This window comes from Rhizobium sp. BK049 (assembly GCF_014193135.1).
Lineage (GTDB): Bacteria > Pseudomonadota > Alphaproteobacteria > Rhizobiales > Rhizobiaceae > Rhizobium.
This window is the reverse complement of sequence record NZ_JACHYV010000006.1, coordinates 189028-203475: the sequence shown is the minus strand read 5'-3', so window position 1 is coordinate 203475 and position 14448 is coordinate 189028. Positions and strand designations below refer to the sequence as shown.

The window sequence follows — 14448 nt, the reverse complement described above, 5'->3', positions numbered from 1 at the left end:
CTGCGGCAAGTCTCAGGTGGTAACGCCGATTTCGGCAAGGCGGCCGAGGCAGGCCTCTTCGATATTGTCGAGTTCGGTCAGCGTATCGTCTATGTCCTTGCGCTTCTGGCGCAAGTCCTCACGCTTCTCGTCGACGCGCTTCATCAGAAGTTTCAGCTGGCCGAGCTCGCCCGGCGGCTCCTTGTAGACCTGGATGATCTCGCGGATTTCCGCGATGGTGAAACCGATCCGCCGCCCGCGCAGGATTTCTCCAATGAGCCGTCGGTCCGCCGGCCGGAATAGACGCGTGCGCCCTCGCCGCTCCGGATGGATCAGTCCCTCGTCTTCGTAGAAGCGGAGCGTGCGCGTCGATACTCCAAATTCGCGCGTCAGCTCCGTTATGCTATAATATTTGTTCACCGGCATGTGTTCCCCGTCCTCGAACCGGCAATAATATTGACTTTTACGTAATAGTCAATTTCGGCGAACCGTCAGATGCCGAACCACCAGGTGGCAATGCCGAGAAAGGCGAAGAATCCGGTGCAGTCGGTCACCGTCGTGACGAACACCGACGAGGCGATCGCCGGGTCGGCACCCACCTTGTCGAGCAGCAGCGGCAGCAGAATGCCGGCAAGCGCGGCCGCCATCAAATTGATGATCATCGCCGCCGCGATTACCCCGCCAAGCTGATAGTCATGAAACCAGATGCCGGCGATCGCGCCCATGATCGTCGCAAAAACGGCGCCGTTGAGAAGGCCGACGCCGGCCTCCCTGCGGATGATGCGGCCGGCATTGTAAATGTCGAGATCGCGAGTGGCGAGCGCGCGCACCGTCACCGTCATCGTCTGCGTGCCGGCATTGCCGCCCATCGAGGCGACGATCGGCATCAGCACCGCAAGCGCGATCATTTTCTCGATCGAGGCATCGAACAGGCCGATGACGCTCGCCGACAGCATCGCGGTGCCGAGATTGATCAGAAGCCAGAGGAAACGCGAGCGCGCCGTCGAGATCACGTTGTCCGACAGTTCTTCGTCGCCGACGCCGCCGAGGCGCTTGATGTCCTCGTCCGCCTCTTCGTGGATGACGTCGACGACGTCGTCGATGGTCAGCACGCCAACCAGCCGGCCGTTCTCGTCAACGACGGCAGCAGACAGAAGGTCGTACTGTTCGAAGAGCTGGGCGGCCTCCTCCTGGTCCATCTCGGCGGGAACCGGATGGTTGGTTTCCCGCATGATCTGCTCGATCTTCGTCTGCCGCTTGGTGCGCAGGATCTGATCGAGATCGACGGCGCCAAGCAACTTGAAGGTCGGATCGATGACGAATATCTGCGAGAAGGAATAGGGCAGATCCTCCTCGTCGCGCATATAGTCGATCGTCTGGCCCACCGTCCAGAATGGCGGCACGGCGACGAACTCGGTCTGCATGCGGCGTCCGGCCGAGCTTTCCGGATAGTCGAGCGCCCGGCGCAGCCGCACCCGCTCGGTAAACGGCATCTGGGCGAGGATTTCTTCCCGATCCTCCTTGTCGAGGTCTTCGAGAATGTAAACAGCATCGTCCGAGTCGAGCTCGCCGATGGCGGCCGCGATCTGCTCGTTCGGCATCTGGTCGACGATTTCGCGGCGAATTGCCTCGTCGACCTCGGTCAGCGCCGTCATGTCGAAATCTTCGCCGAGCAGCCGCACCAGCGCCAGGCGCTGATCCGGCTGGATCGATTCGAGCAGGTCGCCTATCTCGGATTCATGCAGGCGGGCGACATTCCCGCGCAGGAACAGCGTGTCGCGATCGGCGATCGCCGCACCGACGAGCGCCAGGAAATCACCGCGGACATTGCCGTCCTCATCGTAGATATCCGCTTCCTCGTCATCGCGCCGGCGAATGCGGTCTTCCGTGTCGGTCGTCGTCATCTGCCGCCCTCGCACCTGGTTCGAATTTCAACGACTGCCGCACAGCATTCGCAAATGTCGGCCGAAAACACATTGTCAACAAGCGGATAAGCGAATCCCGCGCAAGGCTCCCGCGGTCGGAATTCTTGGCCCCTGCTAGCTCAAAGCATCCTTGTCGTAAAGCGCCAACCGTGCTTCGTGATGACAATGTCTGCGGCCGGCGATAGTTTCCCGCCGCTCAAAGAGAGGGGAGCCCGCTTCATGCCCATCCGTCCGATCCTGCGCTATCCGCATCCGGGCCTAAAGACCCTCTGCAAACCGGTGACGGCCTTCGATGCGTCGCTGCCCGCGCTTGCCGACGACCTGCTGGCGACCATGCGCGCAGCCCCCGGCGTCGGCATCACCGCCGCCCATATCGGCGTCTTCCTCCGCGTGACGGTGCTAGAGCTCGATCGGGCCGACGGCGTGCGCCTCTACGTCAATCCGCAGATTACCTGGAGGTCGCAGGAGACGATGAACCATGCCGAGGGTAGCGTCTCCATGCCCGGCGCGATCGAAGAGGTCACACGCCCACGGGGGATCCGCTTTCGCTATCAGGATGCCGGCGGCATCGTGCATGAGGAGGCCGCCGAAGGTTTCCTCGCCATCTGCGTCCAGCACGAGGTGGACCAGCTCGACGGTATCTTCTGGCTGCAGCGGCTTTCGCGGCTGAAACGCGAACGCCTCGTCAAAAAATGGGAGAAAACCCAAGGCTGACAAAACGCCCGCCACACCGAACAATTCGCCCCTGTCGGCGTTGTCCCGAGAGAAACTAGGAGCGACTATAATGGCAAGGATCGGTGACAAGACCCCGATTTCACGCGAGGCCCCCGCGCTTTCCCGTGAAGAAGATTATCGCGACCTCGAAGAACGCAATCTCGATGACGGCTGGCCCTATGCCGATGGCACCGCTGGCAGCGACCCGGCAAACCGTCCGTATGGCGAGACTGCCGCAAATTTCGACAGCGATCCCAACACAGGTTTCCGAGTCGATGGCACAGACCAAGACGGCAACGAGAATCGCCTCAAGGATTCGTTACGCGCCGGTATGATCGATCGCGACGAAAGCGACGAGCTCGAGGCGCGGGTGAACGACGCTCTCGAAAACATTCCCGAGGTCGATATCAACAGTATCGAGGTTCATGCCGACGGTCATGTCATCACCCTCGAAGGCTCGGTCGAGACCATCGGCATTGCCCGCAAGGTCGAGCTCGGCGCGCTCTCGGTCGACGGCGTTCACCATGTCCGCAACAAGCTGCAGCTGACCGGGGTTGACGCGCATATCCCGAACGAAGACTGAAAAGACCCGCATCAACGACCCGCCAGGAGGCGGCGCACCGCCTCCTATTGGTTCCGGACATTACCAAAAGTTAACAATTTGCGATTGTAGCAGGAGCAAGTAGCTTGCAGTCTATTTTGTTCGGCGATTGCCGTAACGGAAACGTCAAATTCGTTAACAACACCGTGATTTCATTTGAACAAAAGGCAATGAAGCGATCGGCTTCAGTTCACAATATCGCCGCAATTGACGCGCGAAATCTTCTCCGCCGGGGATGGTTTATGTTGTTGAATGCAACAACAGATTGAGGAGAAGAACCATGCGCATCAAATTTGCCCTCGCCGCATCCCTGTTTGCCGTCAGCCTTGCAGGCTCTGCCTTCGCTCAGCCGACTTATTCCGATGATTATACCAACGACAGTGATGGCTTTGCGCCCTCCAAGATGGCGCCGCCTGCCCCCGTGCATTATAGTAACAACCACAAGGCTTCGGCCTATTCCAGCGATTACACCAATGACAGCGACGGCTTCGCCCCGGTTGCCATGACGAAAGCGGCGATTGACAGGACCGCGACCGCAAGCATCAAGCCCCTCCCCCCGTGCCATAGCATGGTCGGCCCGAGCGGCTCCCATACCAAAGGTGCCGACAGCGGCGCCTCGCGCACAGAAGCCTGCCGCGCAACGCATTGATCCGACAAATAAGGGGCCGGAGAATCGGCCCCTTCATTCTAAACAGGGATCTGTCTGGCTTCAGAACACCAATGGAACGAGCCGGTAACGGGTCGTAGCCATGAAGGCCGCGTAAACAGGATCCTCCCTGAGCAGGCGCTCTTCCGCAAGAAGGCGTAGACACTGTGCGGCAAGTGCCGTGGCATAAATGGCAAAATTCCAAAAGCTCGGATGGGCCAGGAAGAAGCCGACATGCGTCAGCAGATAACCTGCGTACATCGGATGGCGGATCAACCTGTAGGGCCCGCCGATCTTCACGCCGCGATTTGCCGGCACCAGGCCGAAGCTTCGCCGCAATACCAGCTTTGCCGATATCTGCAGCAGGAAACCCAGCAACATTGCCAGAAAACAGAACCAGAGCGGTGCGAACGGCACTGCTGCCGAAGGCCTGACCAGCAGCGGGAAGAGCGTCCCGATCGCGGTGACCGCCCAGTCGAAGAGGCGCAAAGATGCGTTCCGAGTCGGCCGGCGCGTCAGGATCAGAAAGGCGGCGGCTCCTTCCGAAATCAGCAGCAAACAGTCAATGATCGCCCGATTGTCCTGCATCTGGGGCATGACACGCATAACGATCGCAACGAAGAGATAGCCCAGGAGCACCTTCTCGATAATGTCGAGGACGAAATATGTATCGAGGAATGACCAGCCTGCCGCCTCTTTCTTTTCCATCATCCCCAAGACTTCCGCAGCTATGAAATTGTAGCGTCTTATGTATTCGTCGAAACTAATAATAGGTTAAACCACCGCCCAACATCTCGCAGTTCGAGCGAGTCGCCCGAAGAGCCGAATCGTTTTTCGCATGGATTGTTCGATGCTCATATGCTTTGCCGATCCTTTGCAGAAACGGCAGCGATCACAGCCACGGGCTGATCAAGGGATGCCGAAATTATCGCTCGGCGAACGTTTCCCTGATAGGGATGGTGCGGTCGAGAAGACTCGAACTTCCACGGGTTGCCCCACAGCGACCTCAACGCTGCGCGTCTACCAATTCCGCCACGACCGCATCGTGGTAGGTGCCGATTTGCTTCGGCGGGGCAGCATGTAGCAAAAGCATTTGGGGTGCACAAGGGCGATATGACAGTTTTTTTGAAAACCTTTCACGGCATTTGAATTGGCCGGAAAACGGGTCCATATAGGTCTCCTGCCGCCCCTGTTTCGTCAGGCATTTGGGACAGGCGGCAAGGAATGGCCATGCTTCGCACCGATCTCGAATTCTCCATGCTCCCGAAACTCGGCACCCGCCCGGTGCGCTGGCGCATCGCCGATGGACTCGTTGCCTATGAGGCGGCGGTGGAGACGATGGAGCGCGAGGTGGCGGCAATCGGAGAAGGCGGCGACGAGCTTGTCTGGCTCGTGGAACATCCGCCGCTCTATACTGCCGGCACCAGCGCCAATGCGGGCGACCTCGTCCAGCCGGATCGCTTTCCGGTCTTTGCGACGGGACGCGGCGGTGAATATACCTATCACGGACCCGGTCAGCGCGTCGCCTATGTCATGCTCGACCTGAAGCGCAGGCGCCAGGATGTACGCGCCTTTGTCGCCGCGCTCGAGGAGGTCGTCATCCGTACGCTCGACATGATGAACGTGCGCGGCGAGCGCCGCGAGGATCGTGTCGGCGTCTGGGTTCGCCGCCCGGAAAAGCCGTTGCTGCCAGACGGCACGATGGCTGAAGACAAGATTGCCGCCCTCGGCATCCGGCTGCGCAAATGGGTGACCTTCCACGGCCTGTCGCTCAACGTCGATCCCGATCTCGATCATTTCAGCGGCATCGTGCCCTGCGGGATATCTGCCTATGGCGTCACCAGCCTCGTCGATCTCGGCCTTCCCCTCATGATGGCGGATGTGGACATCCGGCTGCGCGCCGCTTTCGAGACGGTTTTTGGTGAAACGGTCAATGACGCCTGACCGTTTGCGGGGTTTCACGGGCTTGATTTGCACGCCTTTCCCGTGATTGATGGGCACTGTTCCCATAAGAATCGGCAGCCATGTCAAAGCCCCATCAAAATTCCCTGCAGGGCATGGCAATCATGTCCGGCGCCATGTTCATTCTGCCCACCATGGATGCCATCGCCAAATATATGGCGACCTTTGAGGCGATGTCGCCGGGTCAGGTCACCTTCTATCGCTTCTTCTTCCAGATCGCCTGCACCCTGCCGATTCTCTTTGCTCTTTTTGGACGCAGGGCGCTTTCCGCAAAGCGGCCGTGGATGAATCTGCTGCGCGGCGTGTTGCACGGGGCAGCGAGCCTGCTGTTTTTTGTCGCCGTCAAATACATGCCGCTGGCCGACGTATTTGCCATCTATTTCGTCGAGCCTTTCATGCTGACCGCCATGTCGGCCCTGTTCCTTGGAGAGAAGGTCGGCTGGCGCCGCTGGATGGCGATCGCTGTCGGTTTCGGCGGCGCCATGATTGTCATCCAGCCGAGTTACGAGATTTTCGGCCTGAAGGCGCTGCTGCCGGTAGCCTGCGCCTTTCTCTTCTCGCTCTACCTTTTCCTCAATCGCGCGATCGGCGAGGCTGATTCGCCGCTCACCATGCAGACGATGGCCGGCATCGGCGGAACGATCTTCATGGCGGCCGCCCTTCTCGTCGGCAGCAGCGCCGGCAATGGGGACTTCGCCATATCCCTGCCCTCCTCCGGCCTCGGCCTTGCGCTGCTTCTCGCCCTCGGCTCGATCTCAGGATATGCGCACATGCTGGTGGTGCGAGCGTTCCGGCTTGCACCGCTGTCGCTGCTTGCCCCGTTCCAATATTTCGAGATCATCTCGGCCACCGTGCTCGGCTATGCGCTGTTCAATGATTTCCCGAATTTCTCCAAATGGATCGGCATTTTCATCATCGTCGCATCCGGCCTCTTCATCATCTGGCGAGAGCGGCTGCAGGCGCGATCGCTAAAATCTTCGTGATTCCCTCAGCAGCCGGTTAACTCCCCTTCTTGAGGGATCGTCAATTCGCAGTCGCTAAAACTGTCTCCGGCTTCATGATGAAGCCTGGAGTTAAAACATGAGCGAATTCCGTCTCGCTTTTCCGGCCTGTGTCGTGGCCGGCAAGCATCGGCTGACGGCCGAAGATATCGTGCTGTTGCGCAAACATGCTTTCCCCGAGGGCATCCGGACGTCCCAGGATGTCGTTGCAATGTTGGCGCTCAACAATTCCTGCCCCGAAAAATGTACCGAGTGGAACGCTTTCTTCGTAGAGCAGATCGCCGGTTTCATCGTCCATTACACCTATCCGCAGGGCTCGCTTGATGAAATCAACGTTGCCTGGATCATGCGCATGTTCACAACCGACGGCATCGTCAACTCGGCGCTGGAGCTTGAGCTCATTCTTCACGTCATGGAGATTTCAGCCGATGTCCCGGGTGAATTGAGAGCGCTTGCCCTCGACCAGCTTCGCCTGGCGATTACAGACGGCATCGGCGGCTATAAGCTGTCGCGCGCCGTCGAGCACAAGAACATCACACGCCAGGACGTCGATTTTGCGATGCGCATCTTCAGAAGCATCGCCGCAGACGGGGTGATCGCCGTGTCGCCGCCCGAATATGGCGTCCTCCATCAGATCGAGCAGGCAACGCTGCCGGGCGCCAACCATCCGCACTGGGCTGGGATCATGGCCGCGGTCACGCTGCGCGATCGCTCGGAACCGCCGCGCAGCCGCTGGCTGCGCATCATCGACGAGGAATCGGTCGCGGGAGCGGCCGTCGCCTGACATTAAGCGGCTTAATCTCACGTCTCCCGCCTGCCGGTTCCAAGCCCGATTGTGCGTTCCGGTGTTTTATGCGTAAAACTCCGGAACGCATTTCTGGGTGGAGTCTCGATGTTCAAGAAAATCCTGATCGCGAATCGCGGCGAGATTGCCTGCCGCGTGCTCAAGACCGCGCGCCGCATGCGCATTTTGACCGTTGCGGTCTATTCGGACGCGGATCGGGATGCGCTGCATGTCGAAATGGCCGACGAAGCCGTCCATATCGGCCCCGCCGCAGCGTCGGAAAGCTACCTGGTCGCCGACAAGATTATCGCCGCCTGCAAGGCGACCGGCGCCGAGGCGGTGCATCCCGGTTACGGATTTCTCTCCGAGCGCGCCTCTTTCTGCGACGAGCTGGAAAAGCAGGGCATCGTCTTCATCGGCCCGAAGCCGAAGGCCATCATGGCGATGGGCGACAAGATCGAATCGAAGAAGTTCGCCAATGCGGCCGGCGTCTCCACCGTGCCCGGCCATCTCGGCATCATCGAGGACGCTGCGCGCGCGGAAAAGATCGCTGGCGGCATCGGCTATCCGGTCATGATCAAGGCGTCTGCCGGCGGCGGCGGCAAGGGCATGCGCATTGCCTGGAACGAGGCCGAGGTGCGCGACGGCTTCGAGCGCGCCCGCTCCGAGGCGAAGAGCTCCTTCGGGGACGACCGCGTCTTCATCGAGAAGTTCATCGTCGAGCCGCGCCATATCGAGATCCAGGTGCTGGCTGATGCGCATGGCAAGGTCGTCTATCTCGGCGAGCGGGAATGCTCGATCCAGCGGCGGAACCAGAAGGTGGCGGAAGAGGCGCCCTCGCCTTTCCTCGACGAAAAAACGCGCAAGGCTATGGGCGAACAATCGGTGGCGCTGGCGAAAACCGTCGACTACCAGAGCGCCGGCACCGTCGAATTCATCGTCGACCGCGACCGCAATTTCTATTTCCTCGAAATGAACACCCGCCTGCAGGTCGAGCATCCGGTGACCGAACTCATCACCGGCATTGATCTCGTCGAACAGATGATCCGCATCGCCGCGGGAGAGCCGCTCAGCTTCAGCCAGGAGGATGTCAGACTGGACGGCTGGGCGATCGAAAGCCGGCTCTATGCCGAAGATCCATACCGCAACTTCCTGCCTTCGGTCGGCCGCCTGACACGCTACCGGCCTCCGGCCGAAGGCAGGACCGGCAACATTGTCGTCCGCAACGATACCGGCGTCTACGAGGGCGCCGAGATCTCGATGTATTACGACCCGATGATCGCCAAGCTCTGCACCTGGGCGCCGACGCGCAGCGAAGCGATCGAGGCCATGGGTCGGGCGCTGGACGGCTTCGTCGTCGACGGCATCGAGCACAATGTTCCCTTCCTGTCGGCGCTGATGAAACATCCGCGCTGGCGCGAGGGCCGCCTTTCCACTGGCTTCATTGCCGAGGAATATCCTGACGGTTTCGCGCCGATGAAGCCGGACCGGCAGGAGGAAGCCATGCTTTCCGCAATCGCGCTGTCTGCCTCGCTCATCGAAGCGAACCGCCGCGAACGTTTCGCCGATCGCCTGCGCGCCGCATCGGCCACACTGCGGGAGCATTGGGTGGTCAAAACAGGAGACAGCTACGTCGCTGTCAGATTGCTCGATGGCCTCGTCACTATTCCTTTCGATATGGAGATGGAGATCGAGGGTGAAAGCCGGAGCGTTGTCACCGATTGGAGACCGGGCGATCCGGTCTGGAGCGGCAGGGTCGGCGACCAGGATATTGCCGCGCAGATCCGCCCCGTCCTCAACGGCCTGCGGATCGACTGGCAGGGACTGTCGGTGATCGCCAAGGTCTTTTCGCCGCGCCATGCGGAACTCGACAGGCTGATGCCGGTGAAGCTGCCGCCGGATACCTCTAGGCTCCTGCTCTGCCCGATGCCCGGCCTGGTCGTGTCCATCGCGGTCGCCGAGGGTCAGGAGGTCAAGGCCGGTGAGACGCTTGCGATCGTCGAGGCGATGAAGATGGAAAACGTCTTGCGCGCCGAGCGCGATCTCGTCGTCTCGAAGATCAATGCCGCCGCCGGCGAAAGCCTGGCCGTCGACGCCGTCATCATGGAATTCGCTTGAGCCCTGCTCGCCAGCCATGTCAAGCTTGGCCGATGCAAGCAGTTGGGAACCGACAAATTAGCAGGAGATAGGAAGATGGACGTTCGCGCCGCCGTAGCCGTTCAGGCTGGAAAACCGCTTGAAGTGATGACCGTGCAGCTGGAGGGGCCGAAGGCCGGCGAAGTGCTGGTGGAGGTCAAGGCGACGGGCATCTGCCACACCGACGATTTCACCCTGTCGGGCGCCGATCCGGAAGGCCTGTTCCCCGCCATCCTCGGCCATGAGGGCGCCGGCATCGTCGTCGATGTCGGCCCGGGTGTGACCTCGGTCAAGAAGGGCGACCATGTCATTCCGCTTTACACGCCGGAATGCCGTGAATGTTATTCCTGCACGTCGCGCAAGACCAATCTCTGCACCGCCATCCGCGCCACCCAGGGCCAGGGCGTCATGCCGGACGGCACCTCGCGCTTCTCGATCGGCAAGGACAAGATCCATCACTATATGGGCTGCTCGACCTTCGCCAATTACACGGTGCTGCCGGAGATCGCGCTCGCCAAGATCAACCCAGACGCGCCCTTCGACAAGGTCTGCTACATCGGCTGCGGCGTCACCACCGGCATCGGCGCCGTCATCAACACCGCCAAGGTCGAGGTCGGATCGACGGCAATCGTCTTCGGGCTCGGCGGCATCGGCCTGAACGTCATTCAGGGCCTGCGGCTTGCCGGCGCCGACATGATCATCGGCGTCGATATCAACCCGGATCGCAAGGCCTGGGGCGAGAAGTTCGGCATGACGCATTTCGTCAATCCGAAGGAGGTCGGCGACGACATCGTGCCCTATCTGGTCAACATGACCAAGCGTAACGGCGACCTGATCGGCGGCGCCGACTACACCTTCGACTGCACCGGCAACACCAAGGTCATGCGCCAGGCGCTGGAGGCCAGCCATCGCGGCTGGGGCAAATCGGTCATCATCGGCGTGGCCGGCGCCGGCCAGGAAATCTCGACACGGCCGTTCCAGCTGGTGACCGGCCGCAACTGGATGGGCACCGCCTTCGGCGGCGCGCGCGGCCGCACCGACGTGCCGAAGATCGTCGACTGGTACATGCAGGGCAAGATCCAGATCGATCCGATGATCACCCACACCATGCCGCTCGAAGACATCAACAAGGGCTTCGACCTGATGCACAGGGGTGAAAGCATCCGCGGCGTGGTGGTCTATTGATGCCTGCAGCAAGCTACCGGGTCGATCTGAGGACTCTCGATGAGCTCCCCGCGCGGGAGCTCTACGACCTCCTGCGAATGCGGGTCGATGTCTTCGTCGTCGAGCAGAACTGTCCCTATCCGGAACTCGACGGCAAGGACATCGATGCCCTGCATCTCAGACTGCTGGAGGGCGGTGACCTCCTGGCGGCGGCGCGGATCCTCAAACCGCATGAGCCGCAGGACCCGTCCAAGATCGGCCGCGTCGTCGTCTCGCCTGCCCATCGCGGCAAACGTCTGGGCGACGCATTGATGCGTGAATCGATCACCGCCTGTGAGCGGCGTTATCCGGCAAATCCGATTGCCTTGTCAGCGCAGGCCCATCTGCGCCGCTTCTACGAATCCTTCGGCTTTGTCGGGACGTCGCAGGAATATCTGGAAGACGGCATTCCCCATATCGATATGGTCAGACGGCCGGCCATTCAGATGGCATGAGGACACCGCCATGATCTATGTCGACGCTGATGCCTGCCCGGTGAAGCCGGAGATCCTGAAGGTTGCCGAACGCCACGGCCTCGAAGTCACGTTCGTCGCCAATTCCGGCCTGCGCCCGTCCCGCGACCCGATGGTCCACAACGTCATCGTCTCCAACGCCTTCGATGCCGCCGACAACTGGATCGCCGAGCGCGCCAGCGCCGGCGACGTCGTCGTTACCGCCGACGTGCCGCTTGCCGTGCGCTGCGTCGCCGCCGGCGCCTTCGTCAGCGGTCCGACCGGGCGTGTTTTCGACGAGAGCAATATCGGCATGGCGAGCGCCATGCGCGATCTTGGTGCACATTTGCGCGAAACCGGGGAAAGCAAAGGTTACAACGCCGCCTTCAGCCCGAAAGACCGCTCGCGTTTCCTCGAAACCTTCGACCGCCTCTGCCGCCGCGCCAAGAAACTTTCCGCCGAGGCCGGCGGCCAGTCATGACCTCTTTGGCGGCTGGCAAGAAACGGGTGGCATGGCAGCCATGCCGATTCCTACCTTGAAGACAGCCGTTCCCTCACTGATATAGGCACTATCGCAGACGACTGCGGCGTCCTGAGGATGCACCGTCGCGGGGACGGCCTCGCTCTTGAACAAGGAGAGGCGTATGGCCTGGTTTCTGCTTTTTCTCGCTGGGCTTTTTGAATGTGGCTGGGCGATCGGCCTTAAATACACCGAGGGTTTCACGCGGCCGCTGCCGACGGCGCTGACTGTCATTTCCATGGTGGTGAGCGTCGTCCTGCTCGGCCTGGCGGTGAAGTACCTGCCGATCGGCACCGCTTATGCGGTGTGGACCGGCATCGGCACGGTCGGCACCGTGCTCCTCGGCATTTGGCTGCTCGGCGATCAGGCAAGCGTCTCCCGCCTTGCCTGCATCATGCTAATCGTCGGCGGCATCGCCGGTCTCAAGCTGACAGCCTGAAATAAGCTTGATGGGCGTCACCGACGCCCCTCAGCAATCGCTCACGCTGCCTTACGGTTGTCGACGGAGAAAGCGCCGGCACCCGAGAAGAACAGGTAGAGGAAGACGAAGCAGAACAGAATCGCCGCGTCGCCCTGGTTGAGGGCCGGGAAGAAGCTTTTCGGCGCATGTGCCATGAAATAGGCGACCGCCATTTCGCCGGCCAGCAGGAAGGCCACGGGCCGCGTCATCAGGCCGACGAGAATAAGAACTCCGCCGACAAGCTCCAGAAGAGCCGCGAAAAGAATCAACGGCGGCAGCGAGCCCGGCATCTGCTCAGCCGGGAAGGCGAAAAGCTTCATGGTGCCGTGCTCGATAAACAGCAGCGCGGTGATGATTCTGAGAGCGGCTAGCCCATAGGGGCGATAGGCGGAAAGACGCTCGAAAGTTGACATTAAACCTCTCCATTAAAGAAATTGCAGCCGAGCGTTAGCCCGTCTCCGGCCGCGATTGAACACACGGATCGCTGACGGCCGTTCACTTTTTCGACAGCAGGCAACGCGGCCAGATATCAGAGCGGGATGTTGTCGTGTTTTTTCCAGGGATTGGCGAGATCCTTGTTGCGCAGCATCTTCAGACCGCGCGCCAGCCGCCGCCGGGTCGAATGCGGCATGATCACCTCGTCGACATAACCGCGCTCGGCAGCGACGAAGGGCGACAGGAACCTGTCCTCGTACATTTTCGTATGGGCGGCGATCTTCTCCGGATCGGCGATATCCTTGCGGAAGATGATCTCGACGGCACCCTTGGCGCCCATCACGGCGATCTGCGCAGTCGGCCAGGCATAATTCAAATCACCGCGCAGATGTTTCGACGCCATCACGTCATAGGCGCCGCCAAAGGCCTTGCGGGTGATCACGGTGAGCTTCGGCACCGTCGCCTCGGCATAGGCGAAGAGCAGCTTGGCGCCGTGCTTGATCAGGCCCCCATATTCCTGCGCCGTGCCCGGCAGAAAGCCCGGCACGTCGACGAAAGTGACGATCGGAATGTTGAAGCAGTCGCAGAAGCGCACGAAGCGCGCCGCCTTGCGCGAGGCGTCGCTGTCGAGCACGCCGGCCAGCACCATCGGCTGGTTGGCGACGAAACCGACCGTGGAGCCCTCGACGCGGCCGAAGCCGCAGACGATGTTTTTGGCGAAGCTCTCCTGGATCTCGAAGAAATCCCCCTCGTCCGCCACCTTCCGGATCAGTTCCTTGATGTCGTAGGGCTTGTTGGCACTCGCCGGCACTAGGGTGTCAAGCGACGCATCGGTCTCGGTCACCGATTGATAACATTCGATCTCCGGCACCGGCGACGTGTTCGAAAGCGGCAGGAAATCGATCAGCCGGCGCACCTGCAACAGCGTATCGACATCATTCTCATAGGCGCCGTCGGCGATCGATGAGCGTGTCGTGTGCACCGTAGCGCCGCCAAGCTCCTCAGCTGTCACCGTCTCGTTGGTCACGGTCTTTACCACATCGGGACCGGTGACGAACATGTAGGAGGTGTCGCGCACCATGAAGATGAAATCGGTCATCGCAGGCGAATAGACGTCGCCGCCGGCGCAGGGGCCCATGATCACCGAGATCTGCGGAATGACGCCCGAGGCAAGCACATTGCGCTGGAAGACTTCGGCATAACCGCCAAGCGCGGCGACTCCTTCCTGGATGCGGGCGCCGCCGGCGTCGTAGATGCCGACGATCGGCGCGCGGTTCTTCAGCGCCATGTCCTGCACCTTCATGATCTTCTCGGCATGCGCTTCCGAAAGCGAGCCACCGAAGACGGTGAAGTCCTTGGCGAAGACGAAGACCGTGCGGCCGTTGACCGTGCCCCACCCGCTGACGACGCCGTCGCCGGCGATACGGCTCTTATCCATGCCGAAATCGGTGGAGCGGTGCTCCACGAACATGTCGAACTCTTCGAAGGTGCCCTCGTCGAGGAAGAGGTCGATGCGCTCGCGCGCCGTCAGCTTGCCGCGCTTGTGCTGAGCATCGATCCGCTCCTTGCCACCGCCGAGACGCGCGATGCCGCGGCGGCGTTCCAGTTCTTCGAGAATTTCCTTCATGCG

Annotated in this window: 16 protein-coding genes and 1 tRNA gene; 11 read left to right on the top strand and 6 right to left on the bottom strand. The window is 61.0% G+C overall.

What is annotated here, in order from left to right; all coding sequences use genetic code 11:
* Positions 1-12 precede the first annotated feature (12 nt).
* Positions 13-405, bottom strand: coding sequence for a MerR family DNA-binding transcriptional regulator (locus tag FHT70_RS08935; RefSeq protein WP_011425479.1), 393 nt, complete (start codon positions 403-405; stop codon positions 13-15).
* A 65-nt stretch (positions 406-470) separates the two neighbouring features.
* Complete coding sequence (gene mgtE / locus FHT70_RS08930) at positions 471-1883, bottom strand: magnesium transporter (protein WP_085778252.1); 1413 nt, start codon at positions 1881-1883, stop codon at positions 471-473.
* A 240-nt stretch (positions 1884-2123) separates the two neighbouring features.
* On the opposite strand from mgtE, the gene FHT70_RS08925 reads away from it, so the two are divergent.
* From FHT70_RS08925 to FHT70_RS08915, 3 genes are all read left to right on the top strand, one after another.
* Positions 2124-2618 carry a peptide deformylase gene (locus tag FHT70_RS08925; RefSeq protein WP_085780076.1) on the top strand — a complete coding sequence of 165 codons (495 nt, stop codon included), beginning with the start codon at positions 2124-2126 and terminating at the stop codon, positions 2616-2618.
* Positions 2619-2688: 70 nt separating this feature from the next.
* The gene (locus FHT70_RS08920) at positions 2689-3201 is read left to right on the top strand and encodes a BON domain-containing protein (protein ID WP_097599310.1); all 513 of its coding nucleotides are present in this window, start codon (positions 2689-2691) and stop codon (positions 3199-3201) included.
* A 298-nt stretch (positions 3202-3499) separates the two neighbouring features.
* Positions 3500-3868, top strand: a complete 369-nt coding sequence (locus FHT70_RS08915; RefSeq protein WP_183700379.1) for a hypothetical protein — start codon at positions 3500-3502, stop codon at positions 3866-3868.
* Positions 3869-3928: 60 nt separating this feature from the next.
* Here the strand turns inward: FHT70_RS08915 and FHT70_RS08910 are convergent, their stop codons facing one another.
* Both FHT70_RS08910 and FHT70_RS08905 read right to left on the bottom strand, forming a co-directional pair.
* On the bottom strand, positions 3929-4573 hold the full coding sequence (locus FHT70_RS08910; RefSeq protein ID WP_097599377.1) for a methyltransferase: 645 nt from the start codon (positions 4571-4573) through the stop codon (positions 3929-3931).
* A gap of 249 nt (positions 4574-4822) precedes the next feature.
* Positions 4823-4907 (bottom strand) — tRNA-Leu (locus FHT70_RS08905).
* 182 nt (positions 4908-5089) lie between these two features.
* Here FHT70_RS08905 and lipB point away from each other — a divergent pair.
* From lipB to FHT70_RS08865, 8 genes are all read left to right on the top strand, one after another.
* Positions 5090-5809, top strand: coding sequence for a lipoyl(octanoyl) transferase LipB (lipB, locus tag FHT70_RS08900; protein ID WP_183700377.1), 720 nt, complete (start codon positions 5090-5092; stop codon positions 5807-5809).
* An 80-nt stretch (positions 5810-5889) separates the two neighbouring features.
* Positions 5890-6810: a DMT family transporter gene (locus tag FHT70_RS08895; RefSeq protein ID WP_183700375.1), complete on the top strand. Its 921-nt coding sequence runs from the start codon at positions 5890-5892 to the stop codon at positions 6808-6810.
* Between the two features lie 97 nt (positions 6811-6907).
* Positions 6908-7612 carry a hypothetical protein gene (locus FHT70_RS08890; RefSeq protein ID WP_183700373.1) on the top strand — a complete coding sequence of 235 codons (705 nt, stop codon included), beginning with the start codon at positions 6908-6910 and terminating at the stop codon, positions 7610-7612.
* Positions 7613-7720: 108 nt separating this feature from the next.
* Positions 7721-9730, top strand: a complete 2010-nt coding sequence (locus FHT70_RS08885; protein WP_183700371.1) for an acetyl/propionyl/methylcrotonyl-CoA carboxylase subunit alpha — start codon at positions 7721-7723, stop codon at positions 9728-9730.
* A 75-nt stretch (positions 9731-9805) separates the two neighbouring features.
* Complete coding sequence (locus tag FHT70_RS08880; RefSeq protein ID WP_183700369.1) at positions 9806-10933, top strand: S-(hydroxymethyl)glutathione dehydrogenase/class III alcohol dehydrogenase; 1128 nt, start codon at positions 9806-9808, stop codon at positions 10931-10933.
* Entirely contained in the window at positions 10933-11406 is a 474-nt protein-coding gene (locus FHT70_RS08875) for a GNAT family N-acetyltransferase (RefSeq protein ID WP_085778260.1), read from the top strand. Before FHT70_RS08880 ends, FHT70_RS08875 begins: the two co-directional genes overlap by 1 nt.
* Positions 11407-11416: 10 nt before the next feature.
* Positions 11417-11884 (top strand): YaiI/YqxD family protein, encoded by a 468-nt coding sequence (locus FHT70_RS08870; RefSeq protein ID WP_183700367.1) that lies wholly within the window; start codon positions 11417-11419, stop codon positions 11882-11884.
* Positions 11885-12047: 163 nt separating this feature from the next.
* Positions 12048-12362: a multidrug efflux SMR transporter gene (locus FHT70_RS08865; protein WP_183700365.1), complete on the top strand. Its 315-nt coding sequence runs from the start codon at positions 12048-12050 to the stop codon at positions 12360-12362.
* A gap of 41 nt (positions 12363-12403) precedes the next feature.
* Here the strand turns inward: FHT70_RS08865 and FHT70_RS08860 are convergent, their stop codons facing one another.
* Entirely contained in the window at positions 12404-12796 is a 393-nt protein-coding gene (locus FHT70_RS08860) for a DoxX family protein (RefSeq protein ID WP_183700363.1), read from the bottom strand.
* Positions 12797-12912: 116 nt separating this feature from the next.
* Complete coding sequence (locus FHT70_RS08855; protein WP_183700361.1) at positions 12913-14445, bottom strand: acyl-CoA carboxylase subunit beta; 1533 nt, start codon at positions 14443-14445, stop codon at positions 12913-12915.
* Positions 14446-14448: the final 3 nt, after the last annotated feature.